This window comes from Micromonospora sp. NPDC005206, assembly GCF_040608175.1.
Classification (GTDB): Bacteria; Actinomycetota; Actinomycetes; order Mycobacteriales; family Micromonosporaceae; genus Micromonospora.
This window is the reverse complement of record NZ_JBEXHU010000027.1, coordinates 1-14,020: the sequence shown is the minus strand read 5'-3', so window position 1 is coordinate 14,020 and position 14,020 is coordinate 1. Positions and strand designations below refer to the sequence as shown.

At 66.4% G+C, this 14,020-nt stretch carries 13 protein-coding genes and 6 pseudogenes; 11 read left to right on the top strand and 8 right to left on the bottom strand.

Going from position 1 to position 14,020, the window contains the following annotated elements; translation table 11 throughout:
• The first annotated feature begins 3 nt into the window (after positions 1-3).
• Entirely contained in the window at positions 4-735 is a 732-nt protein-coding gene (locus ABZU69_RS31880; RefSeq protein ID WP_354968008.1) for an alpha/beta hydrolase, read from the top strand.
• A gap of 68 nt (positions 736-803) precedes the next feature.
• Positions 804-1,937: an IS630 family transposase gene (locus ABZU69_RS31875; protein ID WP_354968007.1), complete on the top strand. Its 1,134-nt coding sequence runs from the start codon at positions 804-806 to the stop codon at positions 1,935-1,937.
• A gap of 180 nt (positions 1,938-2,117) precedes the next feature.
• On the opposite strand, the pseudogene ABZU69_RS31870 reads toward ABZU69_RS31875, so the two are convergent.
• The 4 genes and pseudogenes from ABZU69_RS31870 to ABZU69_RS31855 all read right to left on the bottom strand — a co-directional run.
• Positions 2,118-2,384 (bottom strand): annotated as a pseudogene (locus ABZU69_RS31870) (integrase core domain-containing protein); the annotation flags it as partial.
• Positions 2,385-2,418: 34 nt separating this feature from the next.
• Positions 2,419-3,677, bottom strand: a pseudogene (locus tag ABZU69_RS31865) (IS30 family transposase).
• Between the two features lie 63 nt (positions 3,678-3,740).
• On the bottom strand, positions 3,741-4,325 hold the full coding sequence (locus ABZU69_RS31860) for an IS3 family transposase (RefSeq protein ID WP_354968006.1): 585 nt from the start codon (positions 4,323-4,325) through the stop codon (positions 3,741-3,743).
• Positions 4,322-4,624 carry a transposase gene (locus tag ABZU69_RS31855; RefSeq protein WP_354968005.1) on the bottom strand — a complete coding sequence of 101 codons (303 nt, stop codon included), beginning with the start codon at positions 4,622-4,624 and terminating at the stop codon, positions 4,322-4,324. Before ABZU69_RS31855 ends, ABZU69_RS31860 begins: the two co-directional genes overlap by 4 nt.
• A gap of 120 nt (positions 4,625-4,744) precedes the next feature.
• Here ABZU69_RS31855 and ABZU69_RS31850 point away from each other — a divergent pair.
• Together ABZU69_RS31850 and ABZU69_RS31845 are read left to right on the top strand one after the other, a co-directional pair.
• Positions 4,745-4,994 (top strand): annotated as a pseudogene (locus ABZU69_RS31850) (transposase); the annotation flags it as partial.
• Between the two features lie 508 nt (positions 4,995-5,502).
• A complete protein-coding gene (locus ABZU69_RS31845) occupies positions 5,503-6,663 on the top strand; it encodes a low temperature requirement protein A (protein WP_354968004.1) in 1,161 nt (386 codons plus the stop codon).
• A gap of 155 nt (positions 6,664-6,818) precedes the next feature.
• Here ABZU69_RS31845 and ABZU69_RS31840 read toward each other — a convergent pair whose 3' ends face one another.
• The gene (locus ABZU69_RS31840) at positions 6,819-7,655 is read right to left on the bottom strand and encodes an IS5 family transposase (protein ID WP_354968003.1); all 837 of its coding nucleotides are present in this window, start codon (positions 7,653-7,655) and stop codon (positions 6,819-6,821) included.
• Positions 7,656-7,952: 297 nt separating this feature from the next.
• On the opposite strand from ABZU69_RS31840, the pseudogene ABZU69_RS31835 reads away from it, so the two are divergent.
• The 6 genes and pseudogenes from ABZU69_RS31835 to ABZU69_RS31810 form a co-directional block, all read left to right on the top strand.
• Positions 7,953-8,384, top strand: a pseudogene (locus ABZU69_RS31835) (IS5 family transposase); the annotation flags it as partial.
• Positions 8,385-8,429: 45 nt separating this feature from the next.
• On the top strand, positions 8,430-8,762 hold the full coding sequence (locus tag ABZU69_RS31830; protein ID WP_354968002.1) for a transposase: 333 nt from the start codon (positions 8,430-8,432) through the stop codon (positions 8,760-8,762).
• Positions 8,759-9,541, top strand: a complete 783-nt coding sequence (locus tag ABZU69_RS31825; RefSeq protein WP_354968001.1) for a DDE-type integrase/transposase/recombinase — start codon at positions 8,759-8,761, stop codon at positions 9,539-9,541. The genes ABZU69_RS31830 and ABZU69_RS31825 overlap by 4 nt, the downstream gene beginning before the upstream one ends.
• A 74-nt stretch (positions 9,542-9,615) precedes the next feature.
• Positions 9,616-10,815 carry an IS30 family transposase gene (locus ABZU69_RS31820; RefSeq protein ID WP_354968000.1) on the top strand — a complete coding sequence of 400 codons (1,200 nt, stop codon included), beginning with the start codon at positions 9,616-9,618 and terminating at the stop codon, positions 10,813-10,815.
• A gap of 4 nt (positions 10,816-10,819) precedes the next feature.
• Positions 10,820-11,113, top strand: a pseudogene (locus ABZU69_RS31815) (integrase core domain-containing protein); the annotation flags it as partial.
• A gap of 19 nt (positions 11,114-11,132) precedes the next feature.
• Positions 11,133-11,549: a transposase gene (locus tag ABZU69_RS31810; RefSeq protein ID WP_354967999.1), complete on the top strand. Its 417-nt coding sequence runs from the start codon at positions 11,133-11,135 to the stop codon at positions 11,547-11,549.
• Positions 11,550-11,586: 37 nt separating this feature from the next.
• Here ABZU69_RS31810 and ABZU69_RS31805 read toward each other — a convergent pair whose 3' ends face one another.
• The 3 genes from ABZU69_RS31805 to ABZU69_RS31795 form a co-directional block, all read right to left on the bottom strand.
• A complete protein-coding gene (locus ABZU69_RS31805) occupies positions 11,587-12,111 on the bottom strand; it encodes a GNAT family N-acetyltransferase (protein WP_354967998.1) in 525 nt (174 codons plus the stop codon).
• A gap of 127 nt (positions 12,112-12,238) precedes the next feature.
• Positions 12,239-12,718, bottom strand: coding sequence for an SUKH-4 family immunity protein (locus tag ABZU69_RS31800; RefSeq protein ID WP_354967997.1), 480 nt, complete (start codon positions 12,716-12,718; stop codon positions 12,239-12,241).
• A gap of 209 nt (positions 12,719-12,927) precedes the next feature.
• Complete coding sequence (locus tag ABZU69_RS31795) at positions 12,928-13,383, bottom strand: hypothetical protein (protein ID WP_354967996.1); 456 nt, start codon at positions 13,381-13,383, stop codon at positions 12,928-12,930.
• A gap of 453 nt (positions 13,384-13,836) precedes the next feature.
• On the opposite strand from ABZU69_RS31795, the pseudogene ABZU69_RS31790 reads away from it, so the two are divergent.
• Positions 13,837-14,020 (top strand): annotated as a pseudogene (locus ABZU69_RS31790) (IS701 family transposase); the annotation flags it as partial.

Below are 14,020 nucleotides of genomic sequence, written 5' to 3'. Positions count from 1 at the left end.
GCTATGCGCTTCATCTCTGAGACGTCGTTCGACGGCGTCCGCGAACAGCTCTTCACCCTCGGCGAGATTCCTGGCGTGTTGTGGACGCCGGAAGGTGCCGTCACCACTCGTCCGCTCGTCTTGATGGGACACGGTGGCGGTCAGCACAAGAAGGCCCCTGACGTCCTGGCTCGTGCACGCCGCTTCGTGACCAAATGCGGTTTCGCGGTCGTGGCGGTCGACGTTCCCGCCCATGGCGACCGGCCGAGGGTTGAGGAGTACGACCGGATCGCGACTGAGAACCAGGCTCGTGTGGAAGCCGGTGAAGAGTTGGCCCCGCTGATCGCCGGCTTCCAGGCGCTCGTGGCCCGCCAGACCGTGCCGGAATGGCGGGCGGTCCTGGACGCGGTTCAGCAACTCGAGCACGTTGGCGCCGGCCCGGTGGGCTACTGGGGGGTCTCGCTGGGATGCGGACTCGGTGTTCCGTTCGTCGCTGCCGAACCGCGGGTCCGCGCGGCGGTACTGGGCTTGGGCGGGGTGCTGGCGTCGGCCGAGGCCGCCGCGCGGATCACCGTCCCAGTAGAGTTCTTGGTGCAGTGGGACGATGAGCGGGTGCCGCGGGTTCAGAGCCTGGCGCTGTTCGACGCCTTGGCCTCGGCCGAAAAAACGTTGCACGCCAACCCCGGCAAGCACGGCGAGATGCCGGCATTCGAGCTGGAGAGCACGCTGAGGTTCTTCGCCCGGCACCTCGGCTGATCTCTCAGCCCGCGACGCTCCGATCGGGAACCGGATCCCGATCGGAGCGTTCACTGAAACTGGTCGGCATGGCCGAAAGAGTTCAGGTTCGACAGATCGACGATGACGAGGGGCAGCGTCTGCTGCGGATCATCCGCAGAGGCACCGGGTCAGTGGTGACATGGCGGCGGGCCCAGATGGTCCTGCTGTCCGTGCAGGGCATGCCGGTGGCGAAGATCGCGGAGGTGTCGTTCACCAGCGCGGACCGGGTGAGGGATGTGATCCACAACTTCAACACGGACGGCTTCGACTCGCTGTACCCGAAGTACAAGGGCGGCCGGCCGAAGACCTTCACGCTGCCCGAGCGGCGCGAAATCAAGAAGATCGCGAAGTCGAAGCCGACCGAGCACGACCTGCCGTTCTCCACCTGGAGCCTGACCAAGCTGGCGGACTTCCTGGTTGCCGAGGGGGTGGTCGACGACATCAGCCACGAGGGCCTGCGCATCCTGCTCCGCGAGGAAGGCGTCTCCTTTCAACGACTGAAGACCTGGAAGACCTCCCGCGATCCGGACTACGCGGCCAAGAAGGCCCGGGTCGAGCACCTCTACGCGATCGCCGACGGCGAGGTCATACCCGAGAACGGCGAGCCCGAAGTGGTCTTCTGCATGGACGAGTTCGGGCCGCTCAACCTGATGCCGCACCCCGGCCGTCAGTGGGCCGAACGCGGGGGCAAGCACAAGGACCCCGACCGGGAACCGCGCCACAGGCGGCGGGCCACCTACAACCGCTACGGCGGCGTGCGCCACCTGTTCGCAGCCCTGGACCTGACCCGGGACGAGCTCTACGGCCACATCAAGCCGAGCAAGAAGCGCACCCAGTTCCTGGAGTTCTGCCGCTACCTGCGCACCCTCTACCCGGCCCAGGTCCGCATCGCGATCGTCTGTGACAACTTCTCCCCGCACCTGACCACGAGGAAGTGCCAGCGCGTCGGCGGCTGGGCCACCGCGAACAACGTCGAAATCGCCTACACGCCGACAAACAGCTCCTGGCTCAACCGCATCGAGGCCCAGTTCACCGCCCTGCGCTACTTCACCCTCGACGGCACCGACCACACCACCCACAAGGAACAGGGCAGCATGATCCGCCGCTACATCGTCTGGCGAAACCGCCACACCGACGACCAACGCCTACAGGAGGTCGTCGACAGGGCGAACGTTGCCTGACGCGGCACTAGTCCGCTACAGCCAGCCTCGGCGCCCGCCTGGAGACGGCTGGTCACCTCGATCCGATCGGTCAGCTCGGCCACGATGCGGCGCACGGTGCGCGCGAAACGGCCGAGCTTGCGGCCGACCGACTCGTCGGTGTGGGGTTGACCCGATTCGACGGACAGGGTCGATGAGGTTTCAAGCTACCTTGCTGGTCGCCCGTTCATGGGCGGTGGCTTCGTAGGCGGCGGGACTGAGGTAGCCGAGGGTGGAGTGGCGACGTCGGGTGTTGTACCAGCCCTCGATCCAGGTGAATATCGCCTTGTGGGCGGCGGCGCGGGTGGGCCAGGCCCGCCGGTCGAGCAGTTCGGCCTTGATGGTGGAGAAGAACGACTCGGCTACGGCGTTGTCCCAGCATTGCCCCCTACGTCCGACCGACAACTGGATCCGGTGCTGGTTGGCCAGTCGGGCGTACTGGGCGCTGGTGTACTGGGCGGATTCAACCGGTCGTCGCAACACTGGGTTGTTGGAGCGATCGTAGGTGTTCGTTGAGGGCTTCGGCTGGGGTCTTCCAGCCGAGGGTTTTCCGGGGTCTGCTGTTGAGCGCGTGGGCGACAGCGTTGATCTCTTCGGCGCTCCATCTGGACAGGTCGGTGCCTTTCGGGAAGTACTGCCGCAGCAGCCCGTTGGTGCCGCGTTGCCAAGGGCTGTGGGGGTCGGCGAAGAACACCGGGACTCCGGTCTCGACCGTAAATCGTGCATGCGCAGACAGCTCCTTGCCGCGGTCCCATGTCAGCGATCTGCGGAGCTGCTCGGGCAGTGTCGTGATCGTCTCGGCGAGGGCTTTGCTCATCGTGATCGCTCCATACCCGGCGAGAGCTGGGCCGTTCTTCGTCCGCGGGATCACACCCCAGCCGTCCTCGCGGGGTAGGTGGATCAGCATCGTGAACCTGGTCGTCCGCTCGACCAGCGTCCCGATAGCGGAACGCTGCAACCCGATGATCAGATCTCCTTCCCAGTGCCCGGGAACGGCGCGGTCCGCGACTTCGGCGGGACGTTCGCTGATCAGCGTGTCGCTGGTGACGTGCGCCCATGCGCGTTGTTTCGCGCGCGCCCGGGGGACGCGAAGCGCCCGACCGATCCGCAAGCAGGTGACGAGTTCGCGCTTGAGGGCGCCGCGGCTCTGGACGTAGAGCGCCTGGTAGATCGCCTCGTGGCTGATGCGCATCGACTCATCCTCCGGAAACTCGGCCCTGAGTCTTCGGGAGATCTGCTCCGGACTCCATCCGGTAATCCATGCCCGAGCAACTTTGCGGTCTTCGGGCGGCGGGCTCGACGCTCGGCGTGCCACTGCGCGGTCGTGGCCTTGTAGTCCAACCGGTACGTCCTGGTCGAGGCGTTGCGCCGCAACTCCCGCGAGATAGTCGACGGGTCTCGGCCGAGCCGGCGTGCGATCTCGCGCACGCCCATACCTTGCGCCTTCGACAAAGCGATGTCTTCGCGTTCGCCGAACGACAGATACCGGCCCGACACCGTCGCAGGCAGCGCAGGATTCACGCCGCCAGCGTGCCGGAACCACCGGAACCCAACCGGTGACGACACGCCCGCCGCCGTGGCCGCGTCCTCGGTCATCACACCACGACTGATCGCAGCCCAAAACCTGACCCGGTCCTGACGCCACGCCACCGTCGGTCGTCCCGGCGAGGGAATCTGACCCCGATACTCCCGAACCCGCTTCTGCCTCGGCCCATAAGCCATCGCTTCACCCTTCCGACGAGGTGTTGCGACGACCCGTTGAATCCGCCCTGACAGCCGCGGTCGCTATGAAAGATCACCGGCTGCTCGGGGCGACGGCTGGTCACGGCGTGGGATAGAGCCTGAGCGGGTAGGTCGGTGCGCAGATGATCGGCGGTGGCCTAGCCGACGACCCGACGGGAGGCCAGGTCGAACGGTGGCCAGATACAGCCAGCCCTCCCACGTGTTGATGTAGGTGATATCTCCGCACCAGCGGGTGTTCACCGCCGCGGCTGCGGTAGTGAAGTCCCTGGCGATCAGGTCAGGACGCGCGGGCGCCGCCGGGTCGGGCACGGTCGTCGTCCGCCACCGCTTCGGTGCCCGACCGCACCGGCCGGCCGCTTGCATGAGCCGGGCGATCCGCTTGCGGGAGTGCCGGCGGCCCTGGGCGCGCAGTTCGGCGTGCACGCGCGGGGAGCCGTAGGTTCCAGCGGAGGCGTCGTGCACCTCGATGATCTGCTCGGTGAGTTCGACGTCCTGACGGACCCGCGTCGACGGGCCGGCGGCATGGTGCTGGTAGTAGGCGGACCGGGAGACCTCAAACAGCTCACAGGCACGCTTCACGTTGCCCTGCTGCGCTCTCTCCGCCTCGATGAACGGATACACGTTCACCGGGTCTCCTTCGCGAAGAAAGCCGTGGCCCGCTTGAGAATGTCGACGTCCTCACGCAGCCGGCGGTTCTCCCGCCGCAACTGCGCCAGCTCATCCCGCTCGGCGGTGGTCAGCCCGTCCGACCGCGTCCCAACGTCGAGGCCAGCCTGCTTGACCCAGTCCCGCACCGCGGTCTCGGTCAGGTCAAAGTCCTTCGCGACCTGACCGACCGTCCGGTCTCCACGCCGGCATACCGCGACGATCTCCGCCTTGAACTCCGGCGTGAACGCCCTGCGAGGCCGGCGCGGCTTCTTTCCCATGCCTTCCATGATGAACATCCTCCCGGGGGCTCACAGCCCCCAAAGATCTCAGATGTCCGTCAAACCGGGTCAGGCCCATCCTTCAAAACGGTCGAGCAGAGCAGGAAGACAGAGAATGCGATGGCCGTATGCGAAAGTGTCAACCCTGTTGACCTGCTGCGCGAGCAGATCGATGACGTGTTGCAGGCGATGTGCGCATTCTGCGCAGGCGTTGATGTCCGTCGAGGCGGAGGCGATCCGCGGCGCCGCCTATGGGCAGCGCACTGAAGAGCGGGTCAACTCCCGCAACGGTTACCGGCATCGGGAGTGGGACACCCGCATCGGCACGATCGACCTGGCGGCCCCGAAGCTGCGGCACCGCTCCTACTTCTGCGGGTTGCCCGGCAGGTTGAACACCCACGTCCTCGTCCGGATACGGTCCAGCGCCGAGGTTAAGGTCGCGGTTCCTGGTGAACTCGGGAGGGCCTGGGCCGAAGTGCCGTAGAGATGACTTCGCGGGCGGAATGAGCGCCTCAGCGTGCCCACCTGTCCCGCATTCACCCATCACCGCTCGTGAAGACCGCCCGCGTGCTCTGGCCTTATACGGTCCCGAGAGTCACTGACGGGGCTATGCACATAAGGCGACAGACCGGCCGGCACTCGGTGGCCGCGGCGCTGCTCCGGGTTTGGGCGGCGCAGGAGACGATCGAAACCCGGGCGACGTGCCCACGACAGCAGCCGACGGCGGGCTCGTCCGCTGTTCCCGCACTCCTCGGTCGGTTTACCGGTCTGGCTGTCCGTCGGCGTGTTACGACTGGCCCGCGGCGTCGAGGAGGGTCTTGGTCATGTGGAGACGTACGGTTGCCAGACCGGAGCCGGCGCAGGCTCGCCCTGCTCGGGTGACGTTCCTCGAGCTGTTCTTCGATCTGGTGTTCGTCTTCGCGTTGACGCGGATCGTCGCTCGGGCGTTCGAGGACGTGGTGGTCGAGCCCGGTGGCAGCGCCTGGTCTCGGGCGCTGCCCGGCGCCGGGAAGACCCTCATCCTGCTGCTGGCCCTGTACGCGCTGTGGCAGGGCATCGCGTGGACGACCAGCCGCTACGACCCGGAATCCATCACGATCCAGGCGGTGGTCACCGTAGCGCTCGGCTCCAGCTTGGTGATGGGTGTGGCCGTCCCGCGGGCGTTCACCGGATACGCGGAAGCCTTCGCGTTCGCCTACGTCGCCGGTCAGCTCACCCGGCCGCTGGTGCTCCAGTTCGCCCTGTGCGACCGGCAGCGCCGGCAGCTGAAGTGGCGGATGCTCGCCACCTACAGCGTCACTGGCGTGCTGTGGATCACCGGGGCGATCCTCGACGGCCGGGCGCTAATACCGCTGTGGGCGCTCGCGCTCGGCATCGAGTACGCGGCCGGACGGTGGGGCTGGCCCGTGCCTGGGCTGGGCCGTGCCACCACCGCCGAGTGGGACATCGCCGCGGAACACCTCGCCGAGCGTTACCAGCAGTTCTTTCTCATCGCCCTGGGTGAGACGATCCTGGTGATCGGCCTGACCTACAGCACCGGACCCTTCGACCGCGACCACACCCTCGCCTTCGCCGTCGCCGCGATCACCTCAGTGCTGCTCTGGCGCATCTACTACCACCGCGCCGGGCGGATCCTCCCCGACGCCATCGCCCACTCGGACAATCCGTCGACTATCGGCCGGTCCGCCGCCGACACCCACCTGGTCATGATCATCGGGGTGGTGACCACGGCCCTCGGATACGAGATCACCATCGAACACCCCTTCGATCCCGCCCCGGCGACCTGGATCGCGCCTATCCTGCTCGGCCCGGCCCTGTTCATCGCCGGCCGCGCCCGCTTCGAGTACGAGGTCTTCGGCCGGGTCTCTCCCGCCCGTCTGATCACCCTCGCGGCGCTGACGCTGTCCTACCCGGCACTGATGTCCGCGCCGCCTTTCGCCGCCACGGCCGTCGCCGCCGCGGTGCTCCTCGCCGTGGCCGTGACCGATGCGCGCCGTGCCCACGGCCGACCACCGGAGCCCGCCCAACCACCCTTTTGACGAACTCCAGCGCGCCACCTGCCGCAGGCGCGCTGCACCACGAAACGCCCTCCGTCTGCTAAGCGACCGTTCCCCGAACAGCCGTCGGGCTGCCCTGACGTGGATCAACCCCTTAGAGGGCGTCTGATTCACGTATTTTGCGAGTGATGCTGCCTTCAGTCGTCTCGCCAGGTTGGGGTGGTTTCGTTAGTGACGCGTTTGGTGAGGTTGTCGATCATGGCGATGCGGATCATGCTGGCGGAGTTGTCGGGTAGGGCTTCGTAGTCACGGGCCAGGCGCCGGTGCGGCATGATCCAGCCGAGGGTGCGTTCGATGACCCATCGGCGTTTGACCACCGAGAACCCTTTGATGTGCGGGTCTTTGGCGACGACCTCGACATCGATGCCGAGGGTGGCGCCGTGTTCGATCACCCTGTTCTTGAAGCCGGCGTCGACCCAGGTCTTGGTCAGGGCGGGGTGGGTGGCTTTGGCCTGGTCGAGGAGGTTGATGCCGATGGTGTTGTCGCTGGCGCTGGCGGCGGTGACGATGACCGCGAGCAGCAGGCCGAGAGTGTCGGTGACGATGCCGCGTTTGCGTCCGACGATCTTCTTGCCGGCGTCGATGCCCTGGCTGGCCAGTGGTGCGTTGGTGGAGGTCTTCACGCTCTGCGTGTCGATCACGGCGGCCGACGGCTGGGTGGCGCGTCCGGCCTTGGCGCGTGCCAGCCCGGTGAGGTCGTGGTTGAGCTGGGCGAAGAGGCCGTCGCTGGTCCAGGCGGTGAAGTAGCCGTAGACGGTCTGCCAGGGCGGGAAGTCGTGGGGCAGGTAGCGCCAGGCGATGCCGGTGCGGTTGACGTAGAGGATGGCGTTGAAGATCTCCCGCAGGTCGTGGGTGGCGGTACGTCCGCCGATCCCGGCGTCGGTGCGGGCCTGGCGCCAGGCGGTCAGCCGTGGTGCGATCAGCGCCCAGCGGGCGTCGGACAGGTCGCAGGGGTAGGCGGGTCGCTCGGCCATACGGCATGTCTACTGTGGACTAGGCGGTGGATCGCCGTTGGGTCCGGCGATTCCCGAACTTTCAGAACCAGACACGATCTGCGGATCAAAGCAGGGCATCCCGCATCGGCATCAATCAGGTGAACCTGGCCTCAGTAGTGACCATTCGACCGTGCAGCCGCCTCGCCGACCAGGCCCACGAAAGCAGCAATACATATTACGAGTGATCAAAACGCCCAGTCAGAGCGTGTTTGAGAAGGTCTGTTGTGGACGGCGTGGCGGCATGACTTCCGTCGGCGGGACGGGCAGGGTGGCGCGGTGTCTGCGCGTCGTGGCTACCCCTCCGATCTGACCGATGCCCAGTGGGCGCTGATCGAGGCGCTGTTGCCGGAGCCGAACACGGACGGCCGGCGGGAGAAGCACCCGCGGCGGGAAATCGTCAACGCGATCTTGTACGTCGTGCGGTCCGGGTGTCCGTGGCGGTACCTGCCCGCTGACCTGCCGCCGTGGCAGACGGTGTACTGGTACTTCACCCGGTGGGAAGAAGCCGGTGTGACGGAGAAACTCCTGGCGACGCTGCGGGTCAAGGCGCGGGTGCAGCAGGGCCGCCAGCCGGAACCGTCGGCGGGGATAATCGACTCCCAGAGCGTAAAGGGTGCCGACACCGTCGGCCGGGGCAGCCGCGGCTACGACGCCGGCAGGAAGGTCAACGGTCGGAAGCGGTTCATCATTACCGACACCCTGGGCCTGCGGGTCTGCTGCACCGATAGGTGACATCTGAGATGGCTTGCCCTGGTGGCGGGCTGGAAGGATGTTGTTGTGCCCAAGCCTTACCCTCGTGAGTTCCGTGATGATGTTGTGCGGGTGGCCCGTGACCGTGATCCGGGCGTGACGGTCGAGCAGATCGCGAAGGACTTCGGGGTCCACCCGATGACGTTGTTCAAGTGGCTGCGCCAGGCCGATAGCGACGCCGGCGCCGAGCCCGGGGTGGCCGGCAGTGAGTCGGTCGAGTTGCGGGAGGCTCGCAAGCGGATCAAGTTGCTGGAGCAGGAGAACGAGGTTCTGCGGCGGGCCGCTGCGTACCTGTCGCAGGCGAACCTGCCGGGAAAAGGCTCTACCCGCTCGTGAGCGAGCTGGCCGCTGACGGGATCCCCGTGGCGGTGACGTGCCGGGTATTGAAGATCGCTCGTCAGCCTTACTACCGGTGGCTTGCCCGCCGTGTCACCGCCGCCGAACTGGAGCAGGCGTATCGGACGGACGCGTTGTTCGACGCCCATCGTGATGACCCGGAGTTCGGGTATCGGTTCCTGGCCGATGAGGCCCGCGCTGCCGGCCAGCCGATGGTCGAGCGCACCGCCTGGAAAATCTGCTCGGGCATGGGCTGGTGGAGCGCGTTCAGCAAGAAGAAGCGTCGGGGCAAGGGCGGCAAGGTCGGTCCGCCGGTGCACGACGATCTGGTGCGCCGCGACTTCACCGCGGACGGCCCGAATCGGTTGTGGCTGGCCGACATCACTGAACACCGCACCGGTGAGGGCAAGCTGTATCTGTGTGCGATCAAGGACGTGTGGTCCAACCGGATCGTCGGCTACTCCATCGACTCACGCATGAAGTCGAGGCTGGCCGTCAATGCCCTGCACAACGCCGTAGCCCGTCGTGGTGACGTGGCTGGCCGCGTGCTGCACACCGACCGCGGTTCGCAGGGTGGATTCAACTGGTCGTCGCAACACCTTGATCACGGAGGTTTGCGATGGGGCGCGGCAAGAGGCAGATACCTGAGGTGCCGGCTGGTGCGCGGCGCCAGTGGGCGTCGGATCGGGCATTGCGACCGTCGATGCGTTCACCGGGACGGCCGGAGCCGTCTCGTGCGGTGCAGCGGGACTTTTGGCGGCGGATCGCGTCGGGAGTAACGACGGTAGAGGCCGCGGAGGCTGTGGGTGTGTCATGGCCGGTCGGGTCCCGGTGGTTTCGTCACGCTGGCGGCATGCCGCCGATCAGTCTGGACGAGCCCACGGGCCGTTACCTGTCATTCGCCGAGCGCGAGGAGATCGCGCTGTTGCGCGCTCAGGGGGTCGGAGTGCGCGAGATCGCCCGCAGGATCGGACGCGACCCGGGAACGATCTCACGCGAGCTGCGCCGTAATGCGGCGACCAGGGGCGGTAAGCCGGTCTACCGGGCTCTGGTGGGGCAGTGGAAGGCGCAGCAGGCCGCGAAGCGCCCGAAGACCGCGAAGCTCGTGAGCAATGGCAGGTTACGCGAGTACGTGCAGGACCGCCTCGCCGGCGGCGTCCGCCGACCCGACGGCACGATCCTCACCGGGCCTGAGCCGCCCGCGTGGAAAGGGCTGAACAAGCCGCATCGGCAGGACCGCCGCTGGGCGACGGCGTGGAGCCCGGAGCAGATCTCGCACCGGCTCCGTGTCGACTTCCCCGATGATGAGTCCATGCGCGTCAGCCACGAGGCGATCTACCAGTCACTGTTCATTCAGGGACGTGGAGCGCTCAAGCGTGAGCTGGTTGCGTGTCTGCGCACCGGCCGGGCGCTGCGGATTCCCAGAGCGCGGTCCCAGAACAAGCCGCAAGGGCATGTCACTGCCGATGTCGTCCTCTGCGAGCGCCCCGCCGAAGCCGCGGACCGCGCGGTCCCCGGACACTGGGAAGGGGATCTGATCATCGGGACAGGCCGCTGCGCGATCGGCACGCTCGTCGAGCGCACCAGCCGCTCCACGCTCCTCGTGCATCTGCCGCGGCTGGAAGGCTGGGGCGAGAAACCACCGGTGAAGAACGGTCCCTCGCTCGGCGGCTACGGCGCCGTCGCGATGAACACCGCGCTTACGACATCGATGACGAAGTTGCCCGCGCAGCTGCGCAAGACCCTCACCTGGGACCGCGGGAAGGAACTCTCCGGTCATGCGCAGTTCACCCTCGATACCGGCACGACGGTGTTCCTCGCCGATCCGCACTCGCCCTGGCAGCGGCCGACGAACGAGAACACGAACGGCCTACTGCGTCAGTACTTTCCGAAGGGCACCGACCTGTCAAGGTGGTCCAACGAGGACCTCGAGGCCGTCGCCCTCGCGGTCAACAACCGGCCCCGCAAGATCCTTGGCTGGAAGACCCCGGCCGAGGTCTTCGCCGAGCAACTACGCTCACTACAACAGCCCCGTGTTGCAACGACCGATTGAACTCGCCCAGTTTCGCAGCCGGAAATTCGTCCGTGCCCTCAACCAGCACCAGGGGATCGGGTCGATGGGCAGAGTCGGCGCCGCCGGCGACAACGCCGCCATGGAATCGCTCTTCGGCCTGTTGCAGAACAACGTCCTTGACCGCCGAACCTGGACGACAAGGCAGCAGTTGAGGACCGCGATCGTGACCTGGATCGAACGGACCTACCACCGCCGCCGACGCCAACGATCCCTGTCCCGGTTGACCCCTATCGAGTACGAGACCATCATGACCCCACCGGCCAGTCAGGCCGCGTGACTGAAACTGTCACCTATCGGTGCAGCAGACCCTGCTGGTCACCGTGACAGTGCTTGCTGCGAGCTGGCAGGACCGCGACGGCGCCAAGCCTGCACTGCTCAATGCCTACATGGCCGCGCCGATCCGGCACGTCTTCGCCGACCAGGGCTTCACCGGACGACTCGTCGACTGGACCCGCGACACGCTGCGCACCACGCTGGAGATCGTCCGCAAACCCGCCGACCAGCGTGGCTTCGCCGTCCACCCCCGCCGGTGGGTAGTGGAACGCACCCTCGCATGGCTCACCGCCTGCCGCCGGCTGGCCCGCGACTACGAACGCCACCCCGCCGTATCCGAAGCCCTCATCCGCTGGGCCGCCATCGCCGGCATGACACGCCGCATCAGCCGCGGCCACCCCGCACGTCGACAAGCCCGCCGCACCTTCACCTGGGCCTGATGATCCACCTCGACCTTGACCAGCGCGTCCCCAAGACTCACCCGGACGTCGTAGAGCCCGCTGGGCGCCGCATCTCGAACAGGGCGCTGTCCTGGCCTGCCGCGTCAGGCCGGCTTCCTACGCGAACCGCGCCGACTTTCTCAAGTGCTCGTTGGGAACGCCGATTGTTTGGGCCGACGAGAAACACGACCCGCTCGACGAAGCGGAACGCGTGTCCCACCATGAGGGTCTTGAGCTGGCCGTTTGCCTGGCCGCCCCAGTACGACCTGGCGAGGAACGTCCACCCGATCTCGACTTCGCTGCGTCGCTGATCGTAACCGTGGAATCGGGACGACCCGATGATGTCGCCCGCAGCCGACGTGACCGCCAGAGCGCCGCCAGACGCCAGGGACTCCGCGAAGAACCGCGTGAAGACCTCGTACCGGCACCGATCCTTGACCGGATGCTGATCCCAGATGAGAGGATCCCGAGCAACCTGATAGAGCTCATCAAAGTCCGCCGAGCGCATGGGCCTGACGCCAACGAGATCTCCACGGAGCACGGGCTGCTGATCAAACGGCATGATCGAGTGTATCGGCGGATCAGGTTAGAAGCCGCCCGCGGGAAGGCAACCCGCTCGCCGCCAGAGCAGTCGCGCCAACCGTCGGAGCATCACCTCATACGCTTCTCAAACACCCTCTTAGCCAGCCCTAGCCCATTTCCACCATTTCCTCGGTAACCGCGGACCACCAGGCACCCTCTCTAGTGGCCCGCTCATCGAGCGCGACGAGCTCACGCCTAACCGCCTCGGCCCGTTCACGGTAAGCCCGTCCGCTTTCTGTCTCTGCGAGGGCGGCCATCCCTGCCATGTATCGGAGGAAGACAACGAACTTACCGATGTCGCTGTTCATGAAGGTGACTTCCGAAGCGCTGTTCTCGACCGGGACGACCGACCATACCGATCCATCGGCGAGGTCGATCTGAACCTCACACACCCCGTGCCACGCCCAGCCGACCGCCAGGCGTGGGGGCGCCGCCGAGACGTTCACCGCTTCGATCGGATAAGCGTGGAAGAAGACATCCACATCCCGCGGCAGTTCCACGTCGAGCAGCCCGGAAGCACCAGGCGGCACGACCCCGCTAAAGAATCGGCGCAGGTCGGATTCCGAGTAGCGAATCAGGTCCGGCATCCTCTACAAACCTCCCAGGGTGCGGCCCGGAGTCATGCCTGACACCACGTACTTGGTACATGGCTGACACTATTCGATCTTCTTTTTAGGCGAACGTAGATGGCATTCGCACCCGCTCCACAGGAGGGCGGATCGGCGGCATTCGGGATTGCGAGGACGGTTCCGGTGGATTGCTACTTGCCTTTGGCGAAGAGGGCGCGCCTCATACCTTAGAGCAGCCGAGGAGTATCGCCGGGGCGACCCGAGGTGAGAACCCTGGTCAGACCTCGCTTGACCATGAGCAACTGCCGCAGAGTAAGGCAAAGGGTGAAGGTCACCTGCGTAGGCAGCCCGAGCTGCCCTGCGGTCTGCTGCGTAAGTACGAGCCGCAGTTCGCTCGTATCGCTGGGTGGCATCTTGGGCAAGGTCGGTTGCTTCGAAGCGCTAATCTCGCACTCAACGATGCCGCCATACCAGTAGCTATGGCTGTCCGATCCTGCCCCCAGGCAGTACGTGTCCATTCCATGCTCTGTCGACTGCTCGTTGGGATCGCCGGATTCCATGAAGCCCAACGACCACGATTCGACGTCGCGGTGCTCGATAAGGTAGAGAGCATAGACGTCGCCCTGAACTTCGACCGCGCCGCGGAGCACCGTTGGCACTCCATAGTCACTCAGTTGCCCCATCCACATCTCGTTTCTGTTGCTGACAAACGAACAGGATACGGAGGCCGAGGCGATCTTGCGGTCGGGTGACGAACTGGGCGACGATCGACGGGTGCAACCCCGGACGAGCATGGACGTTGGCGGACCATTGCCGTAGGTCAGGGCGCTCGCGGGTGCAGGTGAAGCGGCCGCCATGGTTCGTTCGGGACGAAGAGGTCGGCCCGGTGACAGTCGGGGGCAGAGGGGTCCACGGCCAGGTTGTCTGTCGTGGCCGCGATCTATGGTGTCGGCAGTGAGCCGGTCTAATACTCCAGCCGGGGTTGTTGACCTTGGCTGAGCTGTGGCTCGGTGCGGTGTGGGAACGAGGGCAGCCACCGTCGATCATGGACGGTTGTGTGGACTGACCATGACGCAGCGGTGGCTGCCGGATACAGGGTAGACGCCCGACGGTGGCGGGTGTTGTTCGACGACCTGATGCTGACTGTCGGGCAACGTTTCCGCAGGCCGGAACCCCGGCGGCGGATGCGTGACTTCGTCCGCGGCTTGCTGGCGCCTCTGCCACAGAAGAACTGCTGGACCATCGCCGAGCACGCCGGGGACGCCGGCCCGGACGGGATGCAGGACCTGCTGACCCGGGTGAAGTGGGACGACGCCGCGG

Excerpts from the sequence above, each read along its gene's own strand:
- ABZU69_RS31880 (WP_354968008.1), top strand. The coding sequence starts at position 4 with ATGCGCTTCATCTCTGAGACGTCGTTCGACGGCGTCCGCGAACAGCTC.
- ABZU69_RS31875 (WP_354968007.1), top strand. The coding sequence starts at position 804 with ATGGCCGAAAGAGTTCAGGTTCGACAGATCGACGATGACGAGGGGCAG.
- ABZU69_RS31855 (WP_354968005.1), bottom strand. The coding sequence starts at position 4,624 with ATGGGAAAGAAGCCGCGCCGGCCTCGCAGGGCGTTCACGCCGGAGTTC.
- ABZU69_RS31840 (WP_354968003.1), bottom strand. The coding sequence starts at position 7,655 with ATGGCCGAGCGACCCGCCTACCCCTGCGACCTGTCCGACGCCCGCTGG.
- ABZU69_RS31820 (WP_354968000.1), top strand. The coding sequence starts at position 9,616 with ATGCCGCCGATCAGTCTGGACGAGCCCACGGGCCGTTACCTGTCATTC.
- ABZU69_RS31805 (WP_354967998.1), bottom strand. The coding sequence starts at position 12,111 with ATGCCGTTTGATCAGCAGCCCGTGCTCCGTGGAGATCTCGTTGGCGTC.
- ABZU69_RS31800 (WP_354967997.1), bottom strand. The coding sequence starts at position 12,718 with ATGCCGGACCTGATTCGCTACTCGGAATCCGACCTGCGCCGATTCTTT.
- ABZU69_RS31795 (WP_354967996.1), bottom strand. The coding sequence starts at position 13,383 with ATGGGGCAACTGAGTGACTATGGAGTGCCAACGGTGCTCCGCGGCGCG.